Origin of the sequence: Promicromonospora sp. MEB111 (genome assembly GCF_030209445.1) — a bacterium.
Classification (GTDB): Bacteria; Actinomycetota; Actinomycetes; order Actinomycetales; family Cellulomonadaceae; genus Promicromonospora.
The window spans coordinates 211266-237515 of record NZ_JARVSD010000003.1; the positions used below are offsets into that span (position 1 = coordinate 211266).

A 26250-nucleotide genomic window follows, 5' to 3' on the forward strand; every position below is an offset into this window, starting at 1 on the left:
GCAACCGGGTCATCGCCCACGGCGTAGGCCCATCCAACAGAAGGTAGTGAACGCATGCCCCCGAAGAAGAAGGTCTCCGGCCTCATCAAGCTGCAGATCCAGGCCGGCGCCGCGACGCCGGCTCCGCCGATCGGCCCCGCGCTGGGTCAGCACGGCGTGAACATCATGGAGTTCTGCAAGGCGTACAACGCGGCGACCGAGTCGCAGCGCGGCAACGTCATCCCGGTCGAGATCACCGTGTACGAGGACCGCTCGTTCACCTTCATCACCAAGACCCCGCCGGCCGCCGAGCTCATCAAGAAGGCCGCCGGTGTGGCCAAGGGCTCCGCGACGCCGCACACGGTCAAGGTCGCCTCGATCACCAAGGACCAGGTCCGCGAGATCGCCACGACCAAGCTGCCCGACCTGAACGCGAACGACCTCGACGCCGCTTCGCTGATCATCGCGGGCACCGCCCGCTCCATGGGCATCACCGTCTCGGAGTGATCCCCCCGGGGCTCCCGCCCCGGACGAACCACCACCAGTGGCAGGGCCGTACGGTCCGCTACGACCACAAGGAGAGAACATGGCAAAGCGCAGCAAGGCGTACCTCGCCGCCGCGGAGAAGATCGACAGCGAGAACCTGTACTCGCCGCTCGAGGCCATCCGCCTCGCCAAGGAGACCGCCACGGTCAAGTACGACGCCACCGTCGAGGTCGCGTTCCGCCTGAGCGTGGACCCGCGCAAGGCGGACCAGATGGTCCGCGGCACGGTCAACCTGCCGAACGGCACGGGTAAGACCGCCAAGGTCATCGTGTTCGCCAACGCCGCCAAGGCGGAGGAGGCCCGCGCGGCCGGTGCCGACGAGGTCGGCGGCGACGAGCTGATCGAGAAGGTGGCCGCCGGCTACACCGACTTCGACGCGGCCGTCGCCACGCCGGACCTGATGGGCAAGGTCGGTCGCCTCGGTAAGGTGCTCGGTCCCCGTGGCCTCATGCCGAACCCGAAGACCGGCACCGTGACCATGGACGTCACCAAGGCCGTGTCCGACATCAAGGGCGGCAAGATCGAGTTCCGTGTCGACAAGCACGCGAACCTGCACTTCATCATCGGCAAGTCCTCCTTCTCGGAGGCTCAGCTGCTGGAGAACTACGTCGCCGCGCTCGACGAGGTCCTGCGCCTCAAGCCGTCGTCGTCGAAGGGTCGCTACATCAGCAAGGCGACCATGACCACGACGATGGGCCCCGGCATCCCGCTGGACCAGAGCAAGACCACCAAGCTGCTGGAGGAGCTCTCGGCCTGAGCCGAGCTCTCCTGAGCGCAAGAAGGCCCGCATCCCGCAAGGGGTGCGGGCCTTTTTGAATTTTCATCAGAACCATGTATCGAACCGGGCCCTCGCGCCTCTTGTCTGATGGGCGGCAGGAAGCCGACGTGAGCCGAGGAGAGAGGGGAGTGCCTGGTGGGCACCATCTTCGACCTCCCCGGATCCGCGAGCTCGGCCGTAGACTCGGTTGGTCCAAGTGCTCCACGTCCGGTAGGTGACGTGGAAACATCCGCCAGCAGAGAATCCCGTGGTGCAATGACAGGATCAAGGGAGGCCCTGCCCGACGTCGACGGGTCCGGTCTCACGCTCGGCGATCGCGCAGCGATCGCGCTGACCGAGTACCGTGCCGGCAACCGCCAGGCGCTCGGCGACCTGGTGCGCGAGGCGACGCCGCTGCTGTGGCACACGGTCCGCGCGCAGGGAGTCGACCGCGACGCAGCGGACGACGTCGTCCAGAGCACCTGGGTGGCCCTCGTGCGGCACGCCGAGACCATCGCCGAGCCGAAGGCCGTGCTGAAGTGGCTCCTGGTGACCGCGAAGCGGGCTGCCTGGGAGGCGGTGCGCAAGCACCGTGACGACGAGAAGCGCCGTACCGAGCTGCCGGACGACAGCCCCGAGCATCCGATGGCTCTCCCTGCCAACGATCCACCACCCGACGCCGAGGTGCTACGCGACGAGCGCGACCGCATCCTCTGGACGTCGCTGCAGAAACTGCCCGGACGCTGCCAGGAGCTGCTGCGTCTGGTCTCGCTCGCCGACCGGCCGGACTACCGGTACATCTCGGCAGCGATCGGAATGCCGATGGGTTCCATCGGTTCTACTCGTGGCCGCTGCTTGGCGAAGCTGCGGACCATCCTCGATGAGCAAGGGGACTTCTCGTGGACCTGACGCCGGAACCCAACCAGGACGACGAGGCCGTGGGGCGCCTCTCGTTCGACCCGAAGGGCGTGCTGGACGCCGAGGACGGTGCCGTGCTGACCCGCCTCGCCCGCACGGTCGGCGCGGTGGACCCGGTGCCGGAGGGGCTCGTCGAGCGGTCGTTGTTCGCGATGACGCTGGCCGGGCTCGAGGCCGAGCTCATGGAGGCCGTCTACCTCGACGCGCCGCTCGCCGGCGTCCGCGGGGCCGCGCAGGCCGCCCGGGCCGACGACGCGGCGCCCGCCGAGGCGAAGACCATCACCTTCACGCACGACTCGCTGACGGTGATGATCACGCTGTCCCCGTCCGCCGGCGGACGGGTACGCATCGACGGGTGGGCCGCCCCGGCGGCCGGCCTGGACGTGGAGCTGCACCGGCCGGGTGTCGACGTGGTCTCCACGGAGTCCGACGAGGACGGCCGGTTCTCCTTCGACGCGGTCGAGCGCGGCCGCGCGAGCCTGGTGGTCCGCCGGACCGACGGCGGCGGCGGGGCCGTGAGCACGCCGATCATCGAGCTGTGAACTGCTGAACCACTGAGCTACCACCGTGTGTGATCCGGCCGAGGGGCGCGGCGGGGTCTGTCGAGCAATCGTTGTCAATGGAGAGGTACTGCCGTGAGCGAGCCCATGCCCGAAGAACTTCGCGTACGGGACCATGCCGGAGGATGGCGGCCGGTCCGGGAGCTTGATCCGGCCGAGGCGAACTGCCGGCGGGACGTCCGGCTGGCGCCGACACGCTACGTGGCGGACAGGCTGATCGTGCGGGGCACACCGGGGGAGGACGACAGCCTGCTGGCACTGCTCCGTGAACGCGCCGCCGACCGGGGCCTGTCGCTGGAGACCGAGGAGCTCACGCCGGCACCCATGCGGTCGGAGGTGCCGCGTACGGGGGTGGCGCTGCATGTGGCCGCGGGCGGTACCGAGGACGCGGACGTGTGGGACCTGCTGGACGACGTCGCTTCGCGAGCTGGGGAGGGCGACCGGAAGCGGATCGGTCTGGACCATGTGCTGCAGGGGCATCGTGCCAAGCCGGGTGTCGGCGTTCCGGGGGACCGGGAGCCGTCTCTGCACGTCGGACCGGTGCCGAAGCGAGTCCTTGCGGCCGGGCCCGTGCCATGGGTCTCGGCCGACGGCGTGCAGCGCCCTGTGGTCGCCCTGGTCGACACCGGGATCGGTGCTCATCCGTGGTTCGACGGCTCGCACGTCGTCATTCGTGACGCTCAGATCGACGGGAGCCCGATCGGTACATTCACCGAGGACGAACCCGTGTCGGGTCATGAGCCCGCCACCGACCTCGCGCCCTACGTGGGACACGGGACCTTCATCGCGGGGGTGGTGCACCAGATGTGCCCGGATGCCGCGATCCTGCCTGTCCGCGTCATGTACACCGACGGCGAAGTTCGCGAGTGGGACCTCGTCCGCTCGCTGGAGCGGCTTCTGGAGTACCACCTGCGCGGGCTCTCGGGCGTTCCGGGCTATACCCCGGTCGACGTCGTGGTGCTGGCCCTCGGTTTCCAGCCGGAGTTGCTCGACGACGACTACGAGGGCGTGCTGCGCGGTTCCCTGCGAGACCTGCGGCGGGCCGGAGTTCTCGTCGTCGTGTCCGCCGGCAATGACGGCGGCGAGCAGCCGGTGTTCCCCGCGGCCTGGGCGCCCCATGTGCGCCGGGTCGACGGCCGTGCCGAGCCGCTGGAGCCTGCCGACCTGCGCGCCGACTACACGCCGCTGCTGGTCGTGACCGCCGCTAACCCGAACGGCACGCTCGCAGACTTCGCCAACGACGGCCCGTGGGTGACCAGCGTGCGTCCCGGCACCAACGTGCACAGCACCATGCCGGTGACCGCCGACGGTGCGCTGGAGCCCCAGGAGGTATCCGCTGGGGGTCGCGAGTCGGTGGACCCGGACGACTTCACCGGAGGTTTCGCGACATGGAGCGGAACCTCGTTCTCCTCGCCTGTCCTGGCGGGGGAGCTGGCCCAGCACCTGCTGAACGCCCGTATCGCGGAGAGTCCTACCAATCGGGTTGCCGCGGCATGGGAGGCTGCACACCAGGCGACGGGACTGCCGATCCCGCACTGACGATGACGAGGTAAGCGTGGAGGCGACCACTCGCACCAGCCCGTGGACGCGATTGTTCGAGCGTCTGGACGTCGCTCGGGATCTGCACGCACGCGCGAAGTGGTCAGCCGCGGAGGCGGATTTTCGTGTGCTCCTCGCGGACCTGGAGGAATTCGACCCCGACGGGCTCGAACCGGCGGACCAGGCGCAATGGGCCGAATTGATGGTGCGGAGCTTCCTGGGGCTGTCGAACCCTGTCCATGCCCTGGCAGGGTCCCTGGGCGATGCTCTCGCGCTCTGTGACCGAGCGGCGGAGATCGAGCGCGCGGTCCCAGACCCCTCGATGGCGAGCCTCGTGTTCGTCCAGCGAGGGGTCCTTTACTCGCGAGCAGGGCAACCGAAGCAGGCCCTCTGGAATCTGACACAAGCTCTGCGGGCCGCGGATCTTGTGGGGCACCGCGACCTCGCCACCACCTTCCTCAATCGCGGGGCCGTCTACAGCGAGCTCGGGGACTTCTCCGACGCGCTGAGCGACTACGAGGCGGCTCACGAGCACGCGGCCGCGCTGGGTCACTCCCAGTACATTGCGTTCGCGTTGCACAACATCGGGTACGCCAGATACACCCTGGGCAACCTGCCCGGCGCGCTGGAGTCGATGGAACGGGCCGTGGACGCCGACCCGGAGTGGGACGACGGCATCCCGGAACTGGGACGCGCCGAGGTGCTCTTCGAGAGCGGACTGCTGGCGGAGGCTGAACAACTGCTGGCCACCGCCGCGGTAAGGCTGTCGCGCGCGGTCCTCCGGCTCGAGCACGCCGAGTCGGAGTGGTTCAGAGCGAGGGCCTTGATGGGGCTCCTACGCTTCGACGACGCGCGTGCCCAGGCAGCCCAGGCGCGTCGCCGGTTCGAACGTGGCGGGCAACGGTCGATGGCCGCCCTGGCCCGGGTCCTCGAGCTCGAGGCGTCGCTCACGGAGGCCGTGCGGCTGTCCGGCGGGCCGTCACGAGCGATTGCCCGTCGCGGGGCCAGAGAGGCGATGACCGTCGCCGCGGCCGGCGACGCCGCCGGCCCGACGCTCGGCTACCACCCGGGACATGCGGCCCGGCTGGTCGCCGCCCGGTGGCTCGTCCTGGCGGGCGACCTCGACGCGGCCCGCGGCGTGCTCGCCGAGCTACCCCGTGGCATGTTCAGTGCGCCGCTCACCATGCGGGTCCAGCACTACACCGTCCAGGCGGAGCTCGCGTTCGCGACCGACGATCGCGCCAGAGGCCTGCGCGCCGTCCGATCAGGCCTCGGGTTGCTCGCCGACCATCGCAGCAGGCTCGGTTCGGTCGAGTCGGTCACGGCCGCCGCCGCGCACGGCGTCGACCTGACCCGCGTGGACGTCGAGGCGGCGGTGCGCACCGGCAGGCCCGCGGTGCTGTTCGACGCGCTGGAACGTGGCCGCGCGACGTTCGCCGGCGCGGGCCGAGTCACCCCGCCCGACGATCCCGAGGCGGCGGCTCTCCTGACCGAGGCACGCGGACTGCTGGCCAGGGCGCGAGAACTCGGTGCGGGGGAGTCGAAGGAACGCGAGCGGCTCACCCGCCGTGCGAGTCGCATCCAGGGTGAGGTCCGGGAACGCTCCTGGCGGCACGCCGGCAACGCGGGCGCCGTGCAGCGTCCGGCCACCGCTCGCGAGGTGCGCGGCGTCCTGGCAGCGGGTAGCAACGGATCCGTCGTGGCGAGCTTCCTCGTCATCGACGACGTCCTGCGCTGCGTCCGCGTCGATGCCGCCGGCGTCACCACCGTCGACATCGGCCCGGCCGACGACGTGATCGAGCGGGTCCGCCGCCTCTCCGCCGACTTCGCCATGGCCGCCAACGACCTGATCCCGGCACCCCTGCGCGCCGCTGCGACGGCGTCGCTGGCGCGCAACCTCAAGGCGCTCGACACCGTCCTGCTCGCACCCCTGCACGCCGACGGCGACCTCTACGTGGTCGCCCGGGAGCCGCTGCTCAGCGTGCCGTGGGCGGCACTCCCGTCCCGGGGCGGGCTGCGCACCTCCGTGAACTCGTACGTCGCGCGCGGCCGCACGCACGCGCGGCCTACAGGTGAGCGCAAGCTGCTCGCCGCGGCCGGCCCCGGTGTGCGGCACGGCGCGGCCGAGGCCCGCGCCGTCGGGCAGCAGTGGCCCGGCGCGACCGTGCTGACCGGCAAGGACGCCGTCACCGAGCAGGTCCGCACCGCCCTTGCCACCCACGACGTCGTGCACCTGGCCACCCACGGCCAGCACGACGCCGACAACCCCCTCTTCGCGAGCATCGACCTCGCAGACGGCCCGCTGTTCGCCCACGAGCTCGACGGCACACCGCTGCCCGGCTCGGTGGTCATCCTGTCGTCGTGCGAGGTGGGCGGTTCGTCCCAGGTGCTCGGCGGCGAGCTCCTGGGCCTCACGTCGGTGCTCCTGCGCCTGGGCGCACGCGCCGTCATCGCGTCCGTGGCCAAGCTCTCCGACGAGCTCGCGGCACGCGTGATGCCCCGCCTGCACGCCCACCTGCGCGAGACCGACGACCCGGAGGCGGCGCTCGCGGCCGCGCTCCGCGACGTCGCCGAGCCGGTGCCGCTCGTCTGCTTCAGCTCCGTCGAAGGCCTCGCCGCGGGCTGATCCCGTCGGCCTCACCCCACCGAACCCCTGACCTGCGCGGTTGCTCCGGGCGATGACAGGCCACCCCGTGCCCCGCTATCGTGGCCCGCCCGGCGCCCCCGTGGGGCCCGGTGAGGCGAGGGGGCAGGTATGTGGCCGGAACTGGAGGCGGAGCTGCTGGCCGCGCGGGAGCTCAACTCCCGGTCGCGGCCCGGCGACGCCCTGCTGCGGTTCCGGGACGTGCTCGACCGGCTCCGGGTCGTGGACCTCGGCGCGCTCGGTCCCGCGGACCGCGAACGCTGGGCCGAGGGCATGGTCCGTTCCCTGGCGGGGGAGGCCGTCGCCGTCCACGCCGTCGAGGACACGCTGGACAAGCCGCTCGCCCTCCTCGGCGACGCCGACGCCCGCGCCGACGCCGCCCCGCCACGAATCCGCAGGCGGCTCGCCGCCGTCGTCGACGGGAACCGTGGCCTGCTGCTGCAGCGCTCCGGCCGGCTCACCGACGCCGTGGCCGCCTTCAACCGGGTGCTCGCGGTCGCGGACCAGCTCACCGCACGCGACTACGCGACGGCGCTGCTCAACCGGGGCGCGGCCGCCATCGAGCTCGGCCGGCTGGACGCGGCGCTCGCCGACTTCGACGCCTGCCACGAGGCCGCGGGGCTGGCCGACCTGCCCGGGATCGCCTCCCTCGCCCTGCACAACACCGGGTTCGTGCGGTACGCGCTCGGCGACCTGCCGGGCGCGCTGCAGGCCATGGCCGCCGCCCGCGCCGTCGACCCGGAACGCGCCGACGGCGTGCTCGACATCGGCCGCGGCGCCGTCCTCTACGAGGCGGGGCTGCTCGAGGACGCCGAGCAGGTCCTCACGCAGGCGATCTCCCGCATGGTGGTCCCGGGCCGCGCGCACCATCGCGCCGAGGCCGAGTACTTCCGCGCGCGCTGCCTCATGGCGCTGCACCGGTGGGACGAGGCGCGGACGGCGGCGGCCTTCGCCCGGCGCTACTACGCCGGCGTCGGCCACCCGCAGCGTGCCGCCGTCGCGCGCGTCGCCGAGCTGGAGGCGATCCTCCTGCCGATCCGCCGCGGCGAGGCCCCCGTCCCCGACGACGCCCGGCGCCGTGCCGAACAGGCCATCCAGGCCGCCGAGGCGGGCGACGAGGTGGACCCCCTGCTCGGGCAGCGCCCCGGCCTGACAGCGCGGTTCGTCGCCGCGCACTGGTACCTCCTGGCCGGCGACGTCGCCGCCGCGCGCACCGTGCTCGACAACCTTCCCGCCGGCATGGCCGACGCCCCGCTGTCCACCCGGATCCAGCGGCAGACCGTCCTCGCGCAGCTCGCGTTCGCGTCGGGCGACCGGGCGGCCGGCATCGAGGCGGTGCGCACGGGACTCGAGCTGCTCGCGGACCATCGCGTGGGGCTCGGCTCGGTCGAGTCCGTCACCGCGGCCGCGGCGCACGGCGTGGACCTGCAGCGGACCGACGTCGAGGCCGCCCTGCGGACCGGCCGGCCGGACTGGCTCTTCGAGGCGCTCGAACGCGGCCGGACCACGTTCGCCGGGATGGGTGGCACCGTCGCGCCGGACGAGCCCGCGGTCGGAGCGCTCGTCACCGAGGCCCGCGGGCTCGTCGTCCGGGCCCGCACCCTCACCGACCAGGACAGCGCCGCGGAACGCGCCCACCTGTTCGAGCGGTCGCGCAGGCTCCTCGCGACCGCACGCGAACGCGCCTGGCACCGCACCGGCGCCGAGGACGACGTGGCCGAGGACCGCCCGGCCACCACCACCGAGGTCCGCGAGCTGCTCGCCGCCCGCGACGACGGCGCCGTCGTCGCCAACTACCTGGTGCTCGACGGCGTGCTGCGCTGCGTCCGCGTCGACGCGCACGGCGCGCGCACCGTCGACCTCGGACCGCTCGCCGAGGTCACCGAACGTGCGCTGCGCGTCCGCGCGGACTTCGGGGCGTGCGCCAACGAGCACGTCCCACCGGCGCTGCGCGACGCTGCCCGCCGCTCCCTGAGACGCAACCTCGACGCGCTCGACCGGCTCCTCGCCGTGCCGATGCACGCCGACGGCCCGCTGTACGTCGTGGGCCGGGAGCCCCTGCTCAGCGTGCCCTGGACGGCACTCCCGTCCCGGCACGGCCGCCGCACGACCGTCCGGTCCTACATGGCGCGCGGCCGGGCCCACCCCCGGCCGGGGCGCAGGCACCGGCTGCTGGCCGCGTACGGCCCCGGCGTCACCCTCGGCGCGAGCGAGGTACGGGCTGTCGGCGCGGTATGGCCGGGAGCCACGGTCCTCACCGGCGCGGCCGCCACGACGGCGACGGTCCGGGCCGTGCTCGCCACCCACGACATCGTGCACCTGGCCACCCACGGCAGGCACGACGCCGACAACCCGCTCTTCGCCTTCGTCGACCTCGCCGACGGCCCGCTGTTCGCCCACGAGCTCGACGGCACACGGCTCCCCGGATCCGTCCTGGTCCTCTCGGCCTGCGAGGTCGGCGGCTCGTCCCAGGTGGTCGGCGGCGAGGTGCTCGGCCTGTCCTCCGTGCTCCTGCGGCTCGGCGCCCGCGCCGTCGTCGCCGCCGTCGCCCCGCTCTCGGACGCCGTCGCCGCCCGCGTGATGCCCCGGTTCCACGCCCACCTGCGCGCCACGGACGACCCCGAGGCCGCGCTCGCCGCGGCGCTCGCGGACGAGCCCGAGCCGGTGCCGCTCGTGTGCTTCGCGTCCCTGGAGGGCCTGGGCCGGTGACGGCCGGCGGACCGCGGTCGGCGGTCGGCGGGCCGCGCGCGAACGGCGTCGTCCGCCGTGTGGCGCAGGCCACCGCTCGCTGCGTGCGGCCCTACGCGCGGAGCCATGTATAGTTCTCGGGTAACCCAAGACCGCCGGTCGTCCGACGCTGCCCGCTCGCAAGAGCACTCTGCTTGTCAGAGCACAGGGCGGAAGAAGACCGAAGTCCCGCTGAGAGCGGGGGCCTGCGCAGGTGACGAACTCGAGTGCGGGTCTCCCGCACGAACCGAGCCCCGTGCGCCTGCGCCGGGGCTCTTTTTCTCGTTCCGGGGCAACGCCCGAGGCTCATGCCTCCGGGGACGGTGGTACCACCACCGGAAGGATTGCCATGGCGAGGCCGGACAAGGCAGCCGCTGTCGCAGAGCTCGCGGACAAGTTCCGCGACTCGAGCGCAGCCGTGCTGACCGAGTACCGCGGGCTCACCGTCGCGCAGCTCAAGGAGCTGCGTCGGTCGCTCAGCGGCAACGCAACCTACGCCGTGGTGAAGAACACGCTGACGGGGATCGCGGCCAAGGAGGCCGGTGTCGAGGGTCTCGACGCCGACCTGAAGGGCCCGTCCGCCATCGCATTCGTGACCGGGGACCCGGTCGAGGCTGCGAAGGGTCTGCGTGACTTCGCCAAGGCGAACCCCGCACTGGTCATCAAGGGCGGCGTGCTCGACGGCCGCCCGATGTCCAGCGCGGAGATCACGAAGCTCGCGGACCTCGAGTCCCGCGAGGTTCTGCTGGCCAAGGTGGCCGGCGGTCTGAAGGCCACGCTGACGCGTGCTGCTTACGCCTTCACCGCCAAGCCCGCCCAGGTCGCCCGTGCCATCGATGCCCTGCGTCAGAAGCAGGAATCGGAGGGTGCTGCCGCCTGATCAGGTGGCAGCGCCAGTTCACACCCCCCTGCTTCTCGCGGGCCGGCACCGGCCCGCGAAGCGCCAACTGAAAGGAACGCCATCATGGCGAAGCTCTCCACCGACGAGCTCCTGTCCGCCTTCGAGGAGCTCACGCTCATCGAGCTCTCCGACTTCGTGAAGGCCTTCGAGGAGAAGTTCGACGTCACCGCCGCTGCTCCGGTCGCCGCTGCCGTTGCCGGCCCGGCCGCCGCTGCCGCTGAGGCCGTGGAGGAGAAGACCGAGTTCGACGTCATCCTCGAGGCTGCCGGCGACAAGAAGATCCAGGTCATCAAGGAGGTGCGCGCGCTCACGTCCCTCGGTCTCAAGGAGGCCAAGGACCTGGTCGACGGCGCGCCGAAGCCGGTTCTCGAGGGCGCCGACAAGGACGCCGCCGAGAAGGCGAAGGCTGCCCTGGAGGGCGCCGGCGCCACCGTCACCCTCAAGTGACCTCAGGCATCACCGCCTTCGGGCTGGTGTGACGGCCGCCCGGGCTCGTCCCGGGCGACCGTCCGCCGACTGCAGAGGCCCGCACCCCTCGGGGTGCGGGCCTCTCGCGTGCCCGGATCCGGCGAGGTCACGCGGGAATATCACCCGCGGCCGACCCGTTGAGCACCCCGAGCGCCGCCTCGTCCAGCCGCCACGCCGCGGCAGTGCGGATACGCAACGATTCGAGGATTCCCACAGTCTCGACGTGCAGGACCTAGGGCGACTGGACATACTAGAACCAGATAGGTATGCTAGCGCTTTGCGCCCGCGTGTGCCCTCGACGCCTCCCCCTGCTTCCCGAAAGTCCTGGTCGCATCCCCACTCAGGGGATGCCCACCGGTGACCGGTGAATCCGGCAGAGCATCCTGCAGCACCGCAGAGCGTACAGCGTTCACCCGAACTGCAGGGAAGGACCCCTCTTGGCTGCCTCGCGCACCCCTTCAGCTCCGTCCGCCGAAGCCATTGCGAACCGTACCGCTTCCCGTCGCGTTTCCTTCGCAAAGATCTATGAGCCACTCGAGGTCCCCGACCTGCTTGGCCTGCAGACCGAGAGCTTCGACTGGCTTCTTGGTAACCCAGCCTGGCAGGGCAGGGTAGAAACTGCCAAGGCGGCTGGTCGTAATGATGTCCCGGAAACCTCCGGACTGGAAGAGATCTTCGAGGAGATCTCCCCGATCGAGGACTTCGGCTCCTCGATGTCCCTCTCCTTCTCGAACCACCGCTTCGAGCCGCCGAAGTACACGGCGGACGAGTGCAAGGAGAAGGACTTCACCTACGCGGCCCCGCTGTTCGTCACCGCGGAGTTCGTCAACTACACCACCGGTGAGATCAAGAGCCAGACGGTCTTCATGGGCGACTTCCCGCTCATGACGGCGCGCGGCACCTTCATCATCAACGGCACCGAGCGCGTCGTCGTCTCGCAGCTGGTGCGTTCGCCGGGCGTGTACTTCGAGCGCACCCCGGACAAGACCAGCGACAAGGACGTCTTCTCCGCGAAGATCATCCCGTCGCGCGGTGCCTGGCTGGAGTTCGAGATCGACAAGCGCGACGCCGTCGGCGTCCGCGTCGACCGCAAGCGCAAGCAGTCCGTCACGGTGCTGCTCAAGGCCCTCGGCATGACCGAGTCGGAGATCCGCGAGCAGTTCGCCGAGTTCCCGTCGGTGCTCGACACCCTCGAGAAGGACCACGTCCACACCGAGGACGAGGCCCTGGTCGACCTGTACCGCAAGATCCGCCCGGGTGAGCCGCCGACGGTCGAGGCCGGTCGCGCGCTGCTGGAGAACTTCTACTTCAACCCGAAGCGCTACGACCTCGCGAAGGTCGGCCGCTACAAGGCGAACAAGAAGCTGGGTGTCGACGCGGAGCTGGCCGAGTCCACGCTGTCGCTGACCGACGTCGTGGCCACGATCAAGTACCTCGCGTCGCTGCACGCGGACAAGACCACCATGGACGGCGTCCGCAACGGGCAGCCCGTCGAGGTGCGCGTCGAGGTCGACGACATCGACCACTTCGGCAACCGTCGTATCCGCGCCGTGGGCGAGCTCATCCAGAACCAGGTGCGCACGGGTCTGTCCCGCATGGAGCGCGTGGTTCGTGAGCGCATGACCACGCAGGACGTCGAGGCCATCACGCCGCAGACGCTGATCAACATCCGTCCGGTCGTCGCGTCGATCCGTGAGTTCTTCGGCACCTCGCAGCTGTCGCAGTTCATGGACCAGAACAACCCGCTCGCCGGTCTGACGCACAAGCGTCGTCTGAACGCGCTGGGCCCGGGTGGTCTGTCGCGCGACCGCGCCGGCATGGAGGTCCGTGACGTCCACCCGTCGCACTACGGCCGCATGTGCCCGATCGAGACCCCTGAGGGTCCGAACATCGGTCTGATCGGTTCGCTCGCGTCGTTCGGTCGCATCAACCCGTTCGGCTTCATCGAGACGCCGTACCGCCGGGTCGAGAACGGCAAGGTCACCGACAACATCGACTACCTCACGGCCGATGACGAGGACCGCTACATCATCGCGCAGGCCAACACGCCGCTGCTCGAGGACGGCACGTTCGTCCTCGACCGCGTCCTGGTCCGCACGAAGGGTGGCGAGACCAACGACATCCCGGGCGCCGAGGTCGACTACATGGACATCTCGCCGCGCCAGATGGTGTCGGTCGCGACGGCCCTGATCCCGTTCCTCGAGCACGACGACGCCAACCGCGCCCTCATGGGTGCGAACATGCAGCGCCAGGCCGTGCCGCTGGTGCGGTCCGAGGCCCCCGTGGTCGGCACCGGCATGGAGCGCCGTGCGGCGGTCGACGCCGGCGACGTCATCGTGGCGACCAAGCCCGGTGTGGTCACCGAGGTCTCGGCCGACCTGGTGCTCGTGGCGAACGACGACGGCACGACGGGCTCGTACCGCGTGCACAAGTTCGTGCGCTCCAACCAGGGCACGAGCTACAACCAGCGCGTGCTGGTCGACGAGGGTGCGCGGGTCGAGGTAGGCTCCGTGCTCGCGGACGGCCCGGCGACGGACGAGGGCGAGCTCGCGCTCGGCCGCAACCTGCTGGTCGCGTTCATGTCGTGGGAGGGCCACAACTACGAGGACGCGATCATCCTGTCGCAGCGCCTCGTGGAGGACGACGTCCTCTCCTCGATCCACATCGAGGAGCACGAGGTCGACGCCCGCGACACCAAGCTGGGCCCCGAGGAGATCACGCGGGACATCCCCAACGTCTCGGAGGAGGTCCTCGCGGACCTCGACGAGCGCGGCGTGATCCGCATCGGTGCCGAGGTCGGCGCCGGCGACATCCTGGTCGGCAAGGTCACCCCCAAGGGTGAGACCGAGCTGACCCCGGAGGAGCGCCTGCTGCGGGCGATCTTCGGCGAGAAGGCGCGCGAGGTGCGCGACACCTCGCTCAAGGTGCCCCACGGCGAGCAGGGCACGGTCATCGCGGTGCGCGAGTTCAACCGGGAGGACGGCGACGAGCTGCCCGCCGGCGTGAACCAGCTGGTGCGCGTCTACATCGCGCAGCGCCGCAAGATCACCGTCGGTGACAAGCTGGCCGGCCGCCACGGCAACAAGGGCGTCATCTCGAAGATCCTCCCGCAGGAGGACATGCCGTTCCTCGAGGACGGCACGCCGGTCGACGTCATCCTGAACCCGCTGGGTGTGCCGGGCCGCATGAACGTGGGCCAGGTGCTGGAGACCCACCTCGGGTGGATCGCCAAGCAGGGCTGGGACGTCTCCCTCGCGGAGGACAAGGGCGGGGAGTGGCTGGAGAGCCTTCCCGAGGTCGCGCACAAGAGCGAGCCGAGCCGGCCCGTCGCCACCCCGGTGTTCGACGGTCTGGAGGAGGTCGCGCTCCGCGGTCTCTTCGGTGCGACCCTGCCGAACCGTGACGGTCAGCGCATGGTCAACCAGGACGGCAAGGCGCAGCTCTTCGACGGCCGCTCCGGCGAGCCGTTCCCGGAGCCCGTCTCCACCGGCTACATGTACATCCTGAAGCTGCACCACCTGGTCGACGACAAGATCCACGCGCGCTCGACCGGTCCGTACTCGATGATCACGCAGCAGCCGCTGGGTGGTAAGGCGCAGTTCGGTGGTCAGCGTTTCGGTGAGATGGAGGTCTGGGCTCTCGAGGCGTACGGCGCCGCGTACACGCTCCAGGAGCTGCTCACCATCAAGTCCGACGACGTCCCGGGCCGTGTCAAGGTCTACGAGGCGATCGTCAAGGGCGAGAACATCCCCGACTCGGGTATCCCGGAGTCCTTCAAGGTGCTTCTCAAGGAGATGCAGTCGCTGTGCCTGAACGTCGAGGTGCTCTCGAGCGACGGTGTCTCCATCGAGATGAAGGAGTCCGACGACGAGGTGTACCGCGCCGCTGAGGAGCTCGGCATCGACCTCTCGCGGCGGCCGAACGCCGCCTCCAGCGTCGACGAGATCTGATACCAGGCCGCGCCCGTGCACCGGGCGCGGACCTGGACACCCCGAGGATTTTCGAGAACTTCAGGAAGTAGGACATCTTGCTCGACGTCAACGTCTTCGACGAGCTGCGTATCGGCCTCGCCACGGCCGAGGACATCCGTGCCTGGTCGCACGGTGAGGTCAAGAAGCCAGAGACCATCAACTACCGCACCCTCAAGCCGGAGAAGGACGGGCTCTTCTGCGAGAAGATCTTCGGTCCGACCCGCGACTGGGAGTGCTACTGCGGCAAGTACAAGCGCGTGCGCTTCAAGGGCATCATCTGCGAGCGCTGTGGCGTGGAGGTCACGCGCTCCAAGGTGCGCCGTGAGCGCATGGGCCACATCGAGCTCGCCGCCCCCGTCACGCACATCTGGTTCTTCAAGGGTGTGCCGTCCCGTCTGGGCTACCTGCTGGACCTGGCACCGAAGGACCTGGAGAAGGTCATCTACTTCGCGGCCTACATGATCACGTCGGTCGACGACGAGGCCCGCCAGGAGGACCTGCCCAACCTGCAGAACGAGATCGATCTCGAGAAGAAGGAGATCTCCGACCGCCGGGACAACGACATCAACACCCGCGCCCAGAAGCTCGAGGCCGACCTGGCCGAGCTCGAGGCCGAGGGTGCCAAGGCTGACGCGCGCCGCAAGGTGCGCGACTCCGCCGAGCGCGAGATGGCTCAGCTGCGCAAGCGCGCGGACCAGGAGCTGGACCGCCTCGAGCAGGTCTGGGACCGGTTCAAGAACCTCAAGGTCGCCGACCTCGAGGGCGACGAGATGCTGTACCGCCAGCTCCAGGACCGCTACGGCACCTACTTCGAGGGTGCGATGGGCGCGAACGCGATCCAGCAGCGCCTGCAGAACTTCGACCTGGACGCCGAGGCCGAGTCGCTGCGCGAGACCATCCGCTCGGGCAAGGGCCAGCGGAAGACCCGCGCCCTCAAGCGCCTCAAGGTCGTGAACGCGTTCCTGACGACCACCAACTCGCCCACGGCGATGGTGCTCGACGCCGTCCCGGTCATCCCGCCGGACCTGCGCCCGATGGTGCAGCTCGACGGTGGCCGGTTCGCGACGTCGGACCTGAACGACCTGTACCGCCGCGTCATCAACCGGAACAACCGCCTCAAGCGGCTCCTGGACCTGGGCGCGCCGGAGATCATCGTCAACAACGAGAAGCGGATGCTCCAGGAGGCCGTCGACTCGCTGTTCGACAACGGCCGTCGTGGTCGCCCGGTGACGGGCCCCGGCAACCGTCCGCTGAAGTCGATCTCCGACATGCTCAAGGGCAAGCAGGGCCGGTTCCGCCAGAACCTGCTCGGCAAGCGCGTCGACTACTCGGGCCGTTCGGTCATCGTGGTCGGCCCGCAGCTCAAGCTGCACCAGTGCGGTCTGCCCAAGCAGATGGCGCTCGAGCTGTTCAAGCCGTTCGTCATGAAGCGGCTCGTGGAGCTGAACCACGCACAGAACATCAAGAGCGCCAAGCGCATGGTCGAGCGCACCCGCCCCGTGGTCTGGGACGTGCTCGAAGAGGTCATCACGGAGCACCCGGTGCTCCTGAACCGTGCGCCGACGCTGCACCGTCTGGGCATCCAGGCGTTCGAGCCGCAGCTCGTCGAGGGCAAGGCCATCCACCTGCACCCGCTCGTCTGCGGCGCGTTCAACGCCGACTTCGACGGTGACCAGATGGCCGTGCACCTGCCCCTGAGCGCCGAGGCGCAGGCCGAGGCCCGCATCCTCATGCTCTCGAGCAACAACATCCTCAAGCCGTCGGACGGCCGTCCGGTGACCATGCCCTCGCAGGACATGATCATCGGTCTGCACCACCTCACGAGCGACCGTCCGGGCGCCGTGGGCGAGGGGCGCGCGTTCGGCTCCGTGGCCGAGGCCATCATGGCCTTCGACCGGGGCGAGCTGGACATCAACGCCAAGATCCGGCTGCGGATGTCCGACCTGGTGCCGCCGCTGAAGGACTTCGAGGCTCCCGAGGGCTGGGAGCAGGGGCAGCAGCTCCTGTTCGACACCACCCTCGGCCGGTACCTGTTCAACGAGACGCTGCCCGTCGACTACCCGTACGAGAACGGTGTGGCCGACAAGAAGCGGCTTTCGACGATCGTCAACGACCTCGCCGAGCGCTACCCGAAGGTGGAGGTGGCCGCGGCGCTGGACGCGCTGAAGGACGCCGGCTACCGCTGGGCCACGCGTTCCGGTGTCACGATCGCCATCTCGGACGTCGCCGCGCCGACCGTCAAGGGCGAGATCCTCGACGAGCACGAGGCTCGGGCCCTCAAGGTCCAGCAGCAGTTCGACAAGGGTCTGATCACCGACGACGAGCGACGTCAGGAGCTCATCGAGATCTGGACGCAGGCGACCGACAAGGTCGCGTCGGCCATGCGGGTCAACCTCGAGAGCAACGCGCGGAACACCGTCATGCGCATGGTGGGCTCGGGTGCTCGTGGTAACTGGATGCAGGTTCGTCAGATCGCCGGTATGCGCGGTCTGGTGGCGAACCCGAAGGGCGAGATCATCCCTCGTCCGATCAAGTCCAACTACCGTGAGGGCCTGTCCGTCCTCGAGTACTTCATCGCGACGCACGGTGCCCGCAAGGGTCTGGCCGACACGGCCCTCCGTACGGCGGACTCGGGTTACCTGACCCGTCGTCTGGTGGACGTCTCGCAGGACGTCATCATCCGCGAGGAGGACTGCGGTACCGAGCGTGGCCTCACGCTGCCGGTCGCGGAGAAGCTCGCGGACGGCTCGCTCGTCCCGGACGACCGCGTCGAGACCAGCATCTACTCGCGTACCTTCGCGACCGACGTGGTGGACGCCGACGGCAACGTCATCGCGACCGCCGGGTCGGACGCCGGCGACGTCATCATCGACCAGGTCATCGCCGCGGGCATCGAGAACGTCAAGGTCCGTTCGGTCCTGACGTGCGAGTCCCGCGTCGGTACCTGCGCCAAGTGCTACGGCCGCTCCCTGGCCACGGGTCTGCTCGTGGACATCGGCGAGGCCGTCGGCATCATCGCGGCGCAGTCGATCGGTGAGCCGGGCACGCAGCTGACGATGCGTACCTTCCACACCGGTGGTGTGGCTGCCGCCGAGGACATCACGCAGGGTCTCCCGCGTGTCACCGAGCTCTTCGAGGCCCGCACCCCCAAGGGTGAGGCGCCCATCGCGGAGTACACGGGTCGCGTGACGATCGAGGACACCGAGCGGACGCGTCACCTCGTGCTGACGCCGGACGACGGTGGCGAGGAGATCAAGTACCCGGTCACCAAGCGTGCCCGTCTGAAGATCGCGGACGGCGACCACGTGACGGTCGGTACCCAGCTCGTCCAGGGTGCCGTCGACCCGAAGAAGGTGCTGCGCATCCTCGGCCCCCGTGCCACGCAGACGCACCTGGTGGACCAGGTCCAGGAGACCTACCGCAGCCAGGGTGTGGACATCCACGACAAGCACATCGAGGTCATCGTGCGGCAGATGCTGCGTCGCGTGACCGTGCTCGACTCGGGTGACTCGCAGCTGCTGCCGGGTGAGCTCGCGGAGCGCATGCGCTTCGAGGACGCCAACCGCAAGGCCGTGTCGGAGGGTGGCCAGCCGGCCGCCGGCCGTCCGGAGCTGATGGGTATCACGAAGGCCTCGCTCGCCACCGACTCGTGGCTCTCGGCGGCCTCCTTCCAGGAGACCACCCGGGTGCTCACCGAGGCGTCGATGAGCGGTCGCCGTGACCCGCTGCTGGGCCTCAAGGAGAACGTCATCATCGGTAAGCTCATCCCGGCCGGTACGGGTCTGCCCCGTTACCGCAACGTCGAGGTGGAGCCCACCGAGCAGGCCAAGGCCGAGCTCTACCCGAGCTTCGGCTACGACGAGATCGACTTCCCGACCCTCGGTATGGGTTCGGGCGAGGCGATCCCGCTGGAGGACCTGGACCTCGGCGACTTCCGCTGACCTGATCCTCTGACCGTCAGGTAGAGCGCCTGTCCTGCTCCGCACGGGTTCGTCCCGTGCGGCGGCCGGGCAGGCGCTCTACTTGGCGGTTTCCGGGTGCATCTCACACCCGATTCGTTTTGACCCCCCGTAGACACGCGGGTAACCTAGGAATCCGTGCCTGCGCCGTCGGGCCGCACCTCTTGAAGGCCGCCGCAAGGTGGCTTCGGAAGCGGCCGATGTGAGTGCGTGGGCGCCCCGGCAAGAACCTCCCGAGGCACGTCGTGCCTTGATGGGTGGAGCCGGGCCATCGAGCCGGTGGTAAGTGGCGTAGCAGTCCCCGTGCGGGGCTGTGGGTGCCGCATGCGATCGGCACGCACAAGCCAGAACCATTGACGGGGACGCCGGCAGGGCGTCGCCGAAGCTCAAGAAGACGACGGAGACGTAGTGCCTACGATCCAGCAGCTCGTCCGCAAGGGGCGGACCTCGAAGGCCGGGAAGTCGAAGACCCCGGCCCTCAAGGGCTCCCCCCAGCGGCGCGGCGTGTGCACCCGTGTGTACACCACCACCCCCAAGAAGCCGAACTCGGCCCTCCGCAAGGTCGCCCGTGTGAAGCTCTCCTCGCAGGTCGAGGTCACCGCGTACATCCCCGGTGTCGGCCACAACCTGCAGGAGCACTCCATCGTGCTCGTGCGCGGCGGCCGTGTGAAGGACCTTCCCGGTGTCCGCTACAAGATCGTCCGCGGCGCGCTCGACACGCAGGGCGTGAAGGGCCGCAAGCAGGCTCGGTCTCGTTACGGCGCCAAGAAGGAGAAGAGCTGATGCCCCGCAAGGGTCCGGCCCCGAAGCGGCCGCTCATCGTCGACCCGGTCTACGGGTCCCCGGTTGTCACGCAGCTGATCAACAAGGTCCTGCTCGACGGCAAGAAGTCGACCGCCGAGGCGATCGTCTACGGCGCTCTCGAGGGCGTCCGTGCCAAGACCGACGGCGACCCTGTCGTGGTGCTCAAGCGCGCGCTCGACAACGTCCGTCCGGCTCTCGAGGTGCGCTCCCGCCGTGTCGGTGGCGCCACCTACCAGGTGCCGGTCGACGTGCGCCCGACGCGCGCCACCACGCTCGCGCTCCGCTGGCTCACCGACTTCTCCCGCGCTCGCCGCGAGAAGACGATGACCGAGCGTCTCATGAACGAGATCCTCGACGCGTCGAACGGTCTCGGTGCCGCGGTCAAGCGCCGCGAGGACATGCACAAGATGGCCGACTCCAACAAGGCCTTCGCGCACTACCGCTGGTAGTAGCTTCCGAGCGGCCCCGGGTGACCCCCGGGGCCGTCGGTGGATGCATAACCGCCGGCCCCCAAGCCCACCTTTAGACCAAGGGGTAAGACACCGTGGCACTCGACGTGCTGACCGACCTGAACAAGGTCCGCAACATCGGCATCATGGCCCACATCGATGCCGGAAAGACCACGACGACCGAGCGCATCCTGTTCTACACGGGTGTGAACTACAAGATCGGTGAGACGCACGACGGTGCGTCGACGATGGACTGGATGGAGCAGGAGCAGGAGCGCGGCATCACGATCACGTCCGCCGCGACGACCTGCTACTGGAAGAACAACCAGATCAACATCATCGACACGCCGGGCCACGTCGACTTCACGGTCGAGGTGGAGCGGTCGCTCCGCGTGCTCGACGGCGCGGTTGCCGTTTTCGACGGCAAGGAGGGTGTCGAGCCCCAGTCCGAGACGGTGTGGCGGCAGGCGGACAAGTACGACGTCCCGCGTATCTGCTTCGTCAACAAGATGGACAAGCTCGGTGCGGACTTCTACTTCACCGTCGACACGATCATCAACCGCCTCAAGGCGAAGCCGCTCGTCATCCAGCTCCCCATCGGTGCTGAGAACGACTTCGAGGGCGTCGTCGACCTGGTCGAGATGAAGGCGCTCACGTGGCGCGGCGACACCAAGATGGGCGAGGAGTACGAGGTCGAGGAGATCCCGGCCGACCTCCAGGAGAAGGCTGAGCAGTACCGTGCCCAGCTCGTGGAGGCCGTCGCCGAGACCGACGAGGAGCTGCTCGAGAAGTACCTGGGCGGCGAGGAGCTGACGATCGCCGAGATCAAGGGCGGCATCCGCAAGCTCGTGATCAACTCGGAGGCCTTCCCGGTCCTCTGCGGCTCGGCGTTCAAGAACAAGGGCGTGCAGCCCATGCTCGACGCCGTCATCGACTACCTCCCGTCGCCGCTCGACGTGCCGGCCGTCCAGGGCCACGACGTCAAGGACGCCGAGAAGATCATCGAGCGTCGCCCCGACGAGTCGGAGCCGTTCTCGGCTCTCGCCTTCAAGGTCGCCACGCACCCGTTCTTCGGCAAGCTGACCTACGTCCGCGTCTACTCGGGCAAGGTCGCGCAGGGCGCCCAGGTGCAGAACTCGACCAAGGGCAAGAAGGAGCGCATCGGGAAGCTCTTCCAGATGCACTCCAACAAGGAGAACCCGGTCGAGGAAGCCCACGCAGGGCACATCTACGCGTTCATCGGCCTCAAGGACGTCACCACCGGTGACACCCTGTCGGACCCGCAGGACCAGGTCATCCTCGAGTCGATGAGCTTCCCGGAGCCCGTCATCGACGTGGCCATCGAGCCGAAGACGAAGGCCGACCAGGAGAAGCTGTCGACCGCGATCCAGAAGCTCGCGCAGGAGGACCCGACCTTCCGCGTGAAGCTGGACGACGAGACCGGCCAGACCGTCATCGGCGGTATGGGCGAGCTCCACCTCGACATCCTCGTCGACCGCATGCGTCGCGAGTTCAAGGTCGAGGCGAACGTCGGCAAGCCGCAGGTCGCGTACCGCGAGACGATCCGCCGCACGGCGGAGAAGATCGACTACACGCACAAGAAGCAGACGGGTGGTTCCGGCCAGTTCGCCAAGGTCCAGGTGACCTTCGCGCCGCTGGAGACGTCGGAGGGCGAGCTCTACGAGTTCGAGAACGCCGTCACCGGTGGCCGCATCCCGCGCGAGTACATCCCGTCGGTCGACGCCGGTATCCAGTCGGCCATGCAGCAGGGTGTGCTGGCAGGCTTCCCGGTCGTCGGCGTGAAGGCGACGCTGATCGACGGTGCGTACCACGACGTCGACTCCTCGGAGATGGCGTTCAAGATTGCCGGTTCGATGGTCTTCAAGGAAGGCGTCAAGCGCGCCGACCCTGTCCTGCTCGAGCCGGTCATGGCCGTCGAGGTGCGTACGCCCGAGGAGTACATGGGCGACGTGATCGGCGACATCAACTCTCGACGTGGCATGATCCAGTCCATGGAGGACGCGACCGGTGTGAAGGTCGTTCGCGCCCAGGTGCCGCTCAGCGAGATGTTCGGCTACATCGGTGACCTCCGGTCGAAGACCCAGGGTCGCGCGGTGTACTCGATGCAGTTCGACAGCTACGCCGAGGTTCCCAAGGCAGTTGCCGAAGAGATCATCAAGAAGACCCGGGGCGAGTGAGTCCCCACAGGTCGACCCGCACAACCAACCTGTAGGAAAAACCGCACGCCCCGCAGTTGTAGGCTTCTTGGCCGAGCATCTGCAACGTTCGGAACATCTACCCAAGTCCCAGGAGGACCCCAGTGGCTAAGGCCAAGTTCGAGCGGACCAAGCCGCACGTCAACATCGGCACGATCGGTCACGTCGACCACGGTAAGACGACGCTGACCGCCGCGATCTCGAAGACGCTTGCGGACAAGTACCCGGAGCTCCCGGCGAACACGCAGCGCAACTTCGACGAGATCGACGCCGCGCCGGAGGAGAAGCAGCGCGGTATCACGATCAACATCGCGCACATCGAGTACGAGACGCCGAAGCGCCACTACGCGCACGTCGACGCCCCGGGTCACGCCGACTACATCAAGAACATGATCACCGGTGCCGCCCAGATGGACGGCGCGATCCTGGTGGTCGCCGCGACCGACGGCCCGATGGCCCAGACGCGTGAGCACGTGCTGCTCGCCCGCCAGGTCGGCGTGCCCTACCTGCTCGTGGCGCTCAACAAGTCCGACATGGTCGACGACGAGGAGATCCTCGAGCTCGTCGAGATGGAGGTCCGTGAGCTCCTCTCCTCGCAGGAGTTCGACGGTGACAACGCGCCGGTCGTTCGCGTCTCGGGCCTCAAGGCTCTCGAGGGCGACCCGGAGTGGGTCGAGAAGATCGTCGAGCTGATGGACGCCGTCGACGAGAACGTTCCGGAGCCGGAGCGCGACCTCGACAAGCCGTTCCTCATGCCGATCGAGGACGTCTTCACGATCACCGGTCGTGGCACCGTCGTCACCGGCAAGGTCGAGCGTGGAACCCTGGACATCAACTCCGATGTCGAGATCGTGGGTATCCGCGTTCCGCAGAAGACCACCGTCACGGGCATCGAGACGTTCCACAAGCAGATGGACCAGGCGCAGGCCGGCGACAACACCGGTCTCCTCCTGCGTGGCATCAAGCGCGAGGACGTCGAGCGTGGCCAGGTCGTCGTGAAGCCGGGTTCGATCACCCCGCACACGAACTTCGAGGCTCAGGTCTACATCCTGGGCAAGGACGAGGGTGGCCGTCACAACCCGTTCTACTCGAACTACCGCCCGCAGTTCTACTTCCGTACCACGGACGTCACCGGCGTCATCACGCTGCCCGAGGGCACCGAGATGGTCATGCCCGGCGACAACACCGAGATGTCGGTCGAGCTGATCCAGCCGATCGCCATGGAGGAGGGCCTGGGCTTCGCCATCCGCGAGGGTGGCCGCACGGTCGGATCGGGCCGCGTCACCAAGATCCTCAAGTGATCCTGGAGCACGGACTCATCTGACGGAAGTCAGCTGAACGATGGGGCCCGGGCGCTTCGGCGCCCGGGCCCTGTTGCTTGAGTAGTGGGCATCACACCGCCTTGCGTTTGGTACATGCCAAGTCGTATGGCAAGATTGCATAGTTGCCTGTCACAGGCGCGCTCTTTCAAGTGTCGAACAGTGTGCAGAACCGCAGTCCAGGTCCCGGATCGATCGGGGCCGACAGAGGCTGGAGCGGTCATCCTCCCGGGGTAATCCGGATGAGGGGTCGCGGGGTTTATCGCCTGCTATTCGATGCGTATGGGGCGCCCCGCGGAGCACACGTCCTCCGGATCTCCGGAGGCACTGTTCCGAGCAGGCTCGGCAAACGTCGTGGTCGGTCCGGCTGTAGAGCTGGGTCAGATCACTTCCCAACGGCCCCGGCACCAGCAATGGTGTTCTGCGCCCGGCTGTGCCGCATTAAGCGACACGCCCGAGTGCGTGGGTCGGACAGTAGCGGTTCGAGAGAGAGAGTCAGACGACGCCATGGCGGGACAGAAGATCCGCATCCGGCTCAAGTCCTACGACCACGAGGTGATCGACAGTTCGGCGCGCAAGATCGTCGACACGGTCACTCGCGCTGGTGCGACGGTCGTGGGTCCGGTGCCGCTGCCGACGGAGAAGAACGTCTTCGTTGTGATCCGGTCGCCTCACAAGTACAAGGACAGCCGCGAGCACTTCGAGATGCGTACGCACAAGCGGCTCATCGACATCATCGATCCCACGCCCAAGGCCGTCGACTCGCTCATGCGACTCGACCTGCCGGCGGACGTGAACATCGAGATCAAGCTCTGAGGCTGGAGGACATCATGACCAACCAGCAGAAGAACGTGACCGCGTTGCTCGGCACGAAGCTTGGTATGACCCAGCTCTGGGACGAGGCAGGCCGCCTCGTGCCGGTGACCGTGGTCTCCGTGGGCACCAACGTGGTGACCCAGATCCGCACGGTGGACACCGACGGCTACGCGGCGGTTCAGCTCGCGGCCGGCCAGGTCGACCCCCGCAAGGTCACCAAGCCGCTCAAGGGCCACTTCGAGAAGGCCGGCGTGACGCCGCGCCGTCACGTGGCCGAGATCCGCACCGAGAACGCCGGCGAGTTCACGCTCGGCCAGGAGATCACCGCTGAGGCCTTCGAGGCCGGCGCCCTGGTCGACGTCGTCGGTACCACCAAGGGCAAGGGCACCGCCGGTGTGATGAAGCGTCACGGCTTCTCCGGCGTGGGCGCCTCGCACGGTGCGCACCGCAACCACCGCAAGCCGGGCTCGATCGGTGGCGCCTCGACGCCGTCGCGAGTCTTCAAGGGCCTGCGGATGGCCGGTCGGATGGGTAACGCCCGTCAGACCACCCAGAACCTGACCGTTCACGCGGTCGACGCCGAGAAGGGTCTGCTGCTCGTCAAGGGCGCGGTTCCCGGCCCCAAGGGTGGCGTCGTCCTCGTGCGTAACGCCGCGAAGGGAGCGTGAACCCGATGACCGCTCTGACTGTCGACGTCCTGGACGCCCAGGGCAAGAAGTCCGGCACCGCCGACCTCCCCGCTGAGGTGTTCGACGTCGCCGTGAACGTCCCGCTGATCCACCAGGTGGTCGTTGCGCAGCGCGCAGCCGCGCGCCAGGGCACGGCCTCCACGAAGACTCGTGGCGAGGTCCGTGGTGGTGGCCGCAAGCCGTACAAGCAGAAGGGCACCGGTCGCGCCCGCCAGGGTTCGACGCGCGCCCCGCAGTTCGCCGGTGGTGGCACCGTCCATGGCCCGCAGCCGCGCAAGTACGACCAGCGCACCCCGAAGAAGATGAAGGCCGCCGCCCTGCGCGGTGCGCTCTCCGACCGCGCTCGTGCCGGTCGCGTGCACGTCGTCGCCGGCTTCGGCATCGAGGGCGTCCCGTCCACCAAGACGGCGCTCGCCACGATCAAGAAGTTCACGGAGCGCGAGAACGTGCTCGTCGTGACGCAGCGCGACGACGAGGCGACGATCAAGTCGCTCCGCAACGTGCCCGAGGTGCACCTCCTGGTCGCCGACCAGCTGAACACCTACGACGTGCTCGTCTCCGACGACGTCATCTTCACCGAGGGCGCGCTCGCCGCGTTCCTCGAGGGCCCGGCCAAGGGCGGGAAGGCTGTCGCGACGGAGTCCGAGGCCGAGACCACCGAGGAGGACGCCAAGTGAGCGTCACTGTGAAGGACCCGCGCGACATCCTGCTCGCGCCGGTCGTCTCCGAGAAGAGCTACAACCTTCTCGACGAGGGCAAGTACACCTTCATCGTGGACCCGAGCGCCAACAAGACCGAGATCAAGATCGCGATCGAGAAGGTCTTCAGCGTCAAGGTCGCCTCGGTGAACACGATCAACCGCAAGGGCAAGACGCGTCGCACGCGTTTCGGCCTCGGCAAGCGCAAGGACACGAAGCGTGCGATCGTCACCCTCCGCGAGGGCACGATCGACATCTTCGGCGGTCCGGTCGGCTGAGCTGACGAGAGA

Annotated in this window: 19 protein-coding genes; all 19 read left to right on the forward strand. The window is 68.9% G+C overall.

The annotated features are described in order from the left end of the window. Positions 1-54: 54 nt before the first annotated feature. The 19 genes from rplK to rplW all read left to right on the forward strand — a co-directional run bounded on the left by rplK (position 55) and on the right by rplW (position 26238). Positions 55-486 carry a 50S ribosomal protein L11 gene (rplK, locus tag QRN56_RS02775; protein WP_020016098.1) on the forward strand — a complete coding sequence of 144 codons (432 nt, stop codon included), beginning with the start codon at positions 55-57 and terminating at the stop codon, positions 484-486. Positions 487-565: 79 nt separating this feature from the next. Further along, entirely contained in the window at positions 566-1282 is a 717-nt protein-coding gene (gene rplA / locus QRN56_RS02780; protein ID WP_285100965.1) for a 50S ribosomal protein L1, read from the forward strand. Between the two features lie 276 nt (positions 1283-1558). Next, the gene (locus QRN56_RS02785) at positions 1559-2191 is read left to right on the forward strand and encodes an RNA polymerase sigma factor (protein ID WP_285100967.1); all 633 of its coding nucleotides are present in this window, start codon (positions 1559-1561) and stop codon (positions 2189-2191) included. Then, entirely contained in the window at positions 2182-2742 is a 561-nt protein-coding gene (locus tag QRN56_RS02790; protein ID WP_285100969.1) for a hypothetical protein, read from the forward strand. Before QRN56_RS02785 ends, QRN56_RS02790 begins: the two co-directional genes overlap by 10 nt. 93 nt (positions 2743-2835) lie before the next feature. Beyond that, on the forward strand, positions 2836-4299 hold the full coding sequence (locus QRN56_RS02795; RefSeq protein WP_285100971.1) for a S8 family peptidase: 1464 nt from the start codon (positions 2836-2838) through the stop codon (positions 4297-4299). Between the two features lie 427 nt (positions 4300-4726). Beyond that, a complete protein-coding gene (locus tag QRN56_RS02800; protein ID WP_285100972.1) occupies positions 4727-6925 on the forward strand; it encodes a CHAT domain-containing protein in 2199 nt (732 codons plus the stop codon). 129 nt (positions 6926-7054) lie between these two features. Then, positions 7055-9652 carry a CHAT domain-containing protein gene (locus QRN56_RS02805; protein WP_285100973.1) on the forward strand — a complete coding sequence of 866 codons (2598 nt, stop codon included), beginning with the start codon at positions 7055-7057 and terminating at the stop codon, positions 9650-9652. Positions 9653-10019: 367 nt separating this feature from the next. Beyond that, positions 10020-10550 carry a 50S ribosomal protein L10 gene (rplJ, locus tag QRN56_RS02810; protein ID WP_285100975.1) on the forward strand — a complete coding sequence of 177 codons (531 nt, stop codon included), beginning with the start codon at positions 10020-10022 and terminating at the stop codon, positions 10548-10550. An 84-nt stretch (positions 10551-10634) separates the two neighbouring features. After that, positions 10635-11018, forward strand: a complete 384-nt coding sequence (gene rplL / locus QRN56_RS02815; protein ID WP_285100977.1) for a 50S ribosomal protein L7/L12 — start codon at positions 10635-10637, stop codon at positions 11016-11018. Between the two features lie 458 nt (positions 11019-11476). Then, on the forward strand, positions 11477-14989 hold the full coding sequence (gene rpoB, locus QRN56_RS02820; RefSeq protein WP_285100979.1) for a DNA-directed RNA polymerase subunit beta: 3513 nt from the start codon (positions 11477-11479) through the stop codon (positions 14987-14989). A 77-nt stretch (positions 14990-15066) separates the two neighbouring features. Further along, complete coding sequence (locus tag QRN56_RS02825) at positions 15067-18951, forward strand: DNA-directed RNA polymerase subunit beta' (RefSeq protein ID WP_285100981.1); 3885 nt, start codon at positions 15067-15069, stop codon at positions 18949-18951. A 426-nt stretch (positions 18952-19377) separates the two neighbouring features. After that, positions 19378-19752, forward strand: coding sequence for a 30S ribosomal protein S12 (rpsL, locus tag QRN56_RS02830; RefSeq protein WP_020016109.1), 375 nt, complete (start codon positions 19378-19380; stop codon positions 19750-19752). Then, positions 19752-20222 carry a 30S ribosomal protein S7 gene (gene rpsG / locus QRN56_RS02835; RefSeq protein ID WP_020016110.1) on the forward strand — a complete coding sequence of 157 codons (471 nt, stop codon included), beginning with the start codon at positions 19752-19754 and terminating at the stop codon, positions 20220-20222. Before rpsL ends, rpsG begins: the two co-directional genes overlap by 1 nt. Positions 20223-20317: 95 nt before the next feature. Continuing rightward, positions 20318-22420, forward strand: a complete 2103-nt coding sequence (gene fusA, locus QRN56_RS02840) for an elongation factor G (protein WP_285100983.1) — start codon at positions 20318-20320, stop codon at positions 22418-22420. A gap of 122 nt (positions 22421-22542) precedes the next feature. After that, the gene (tuf, locus tag QRN56_RS02845) at positions 22543-23739 is read left to right on the forward strand and encodes an elongation factor Tu (RefSeq protein ID WP_285100985.1); all 1197 of its coding nucleotides are present in this window, start codon (positions 22543-22545) and stop codon (positions 23737-23739) included. Positions 23740-24264: 525 nt separating this feature from the next. Then, entirely contained in the window at positions 24265-24573 is a 309-nt protein-coding gene (rpsJ, locus tag QRN56_RS02850) for a 30S ribosomal protein S10 (protein WP_019146773.1), read from the forward strand. Between the two features lie 14 nt (positions 24574-24587). After that, the gene (gene rplC / locus QRN56_RS02855) at positions 24588-25241 is read left to right on the forward strand and encodes a 50S ribosomal protein L3 (protein ID WP_285100986.1); all 654 of its coding nucleotides are present in this window, start codon (positions 24588-24590) and stop codon (positions 25239-25241) included. A gap of 5 nt (positions 25242-25246) precedes the next feature. Continuing rightward, on the forward strand, positions 25247-25939 hold the full coding sequence (rplD, locus tag QRN56_RS02860; RefSeq protein ID WP_285100988.1) for a 50S ribosomal protein L4: 693 nt from the start codon (positions 25247-25249) through the stop codon (positions 25937-25939). Next, positions 25936-26238, forward strand: a complete 303-nt coding sequence (gene rplW, locus QRN56_RS02865; protein WP_020016115.1) for a 50S ribosomal protein L23 — start codon at positions 25936-25938, stop codon at positions 26236-26238. Before rplD ends, rplW begins: the two co-directional genes overlap by 4 nt. Positions 26239-26250 lie beyond the last annotated feature (12 nt).

What these genes read in the sequence shown, in the direction of transcription:
- rplK (WP_020016098.1), top strand. Translation starts at nt 55, where the DNA reads ATGCCCCCGAAGAAGAAGGTCTCCGGCCTCATCAAGCTGCAGATCCAG.
- rpsJ (WP_019146773.1), top strand. Translation starts at nt 24,265, where the DNA reads ATGGCGGGACAGAAGATCCGCATCCGGCTCAAGTCCTACGACCACGAG.
- rplC (WP_285100986.1), top strand. Translation starts at nt 24,588, where the DNA reads ATGACCAACCAGCAGAAGAACGTGACCGCGTTGCTCGGCACGAAGCTT.
- rplA (WP_285100965.1), top strand. Translation starts at nt 566, where the DNA reads ATGGCAAAGCGCAGCAAGGCGTACCTCGCCGCCGCGGAGAAGATCGAC.
- rpsG (WP_020016110.1), top strand. Translation starts at nt 19,752, where the DNA reads ATGCCCCGCAAGGGTCCGGCCCCGAAGCGGCCGCTCATCGTCGACCCG.
- rplJ (WP_285100975.1), top strand. Translation starts at nt 10,020, where the DNA reads ATGGCGAGGCCGGACAAGGCAGCCGCTGTCGCAGAGCTCGCGGACAAG.
- QRN56_RS02805 (WP_285100973.1), top strand. Translation starts at nt 7,055, where the DNA reads ATGTGGCCGGAACTGGAGGCGGAGCTGCTGGCCGCGCGGGAGCTCAAC.
- rplD (WP_285100988.1), top strand. Translation starts at nt 25,247, where the DNA reads ATGACCGCTCTGACTGTCGACGTCCTGGACGCCCAGGGCAAGAAGTCC.
- QRN56_RS02785 (WP_285100967.1), top strand. Translation starts at nt 1,559, where the DNA reads ATGACAGGATCAAGGGAGGCCCTGCCCGACGTCGACGGGTCCGGTCTC.
- rplL (WP_285100977.1), top strand. Translation starts at nt 10,635, where the DNA reads ATGGCGAAGCTCTCCACCGACGAGCTCCTGTCCGCCTTCGAGGAGCTC.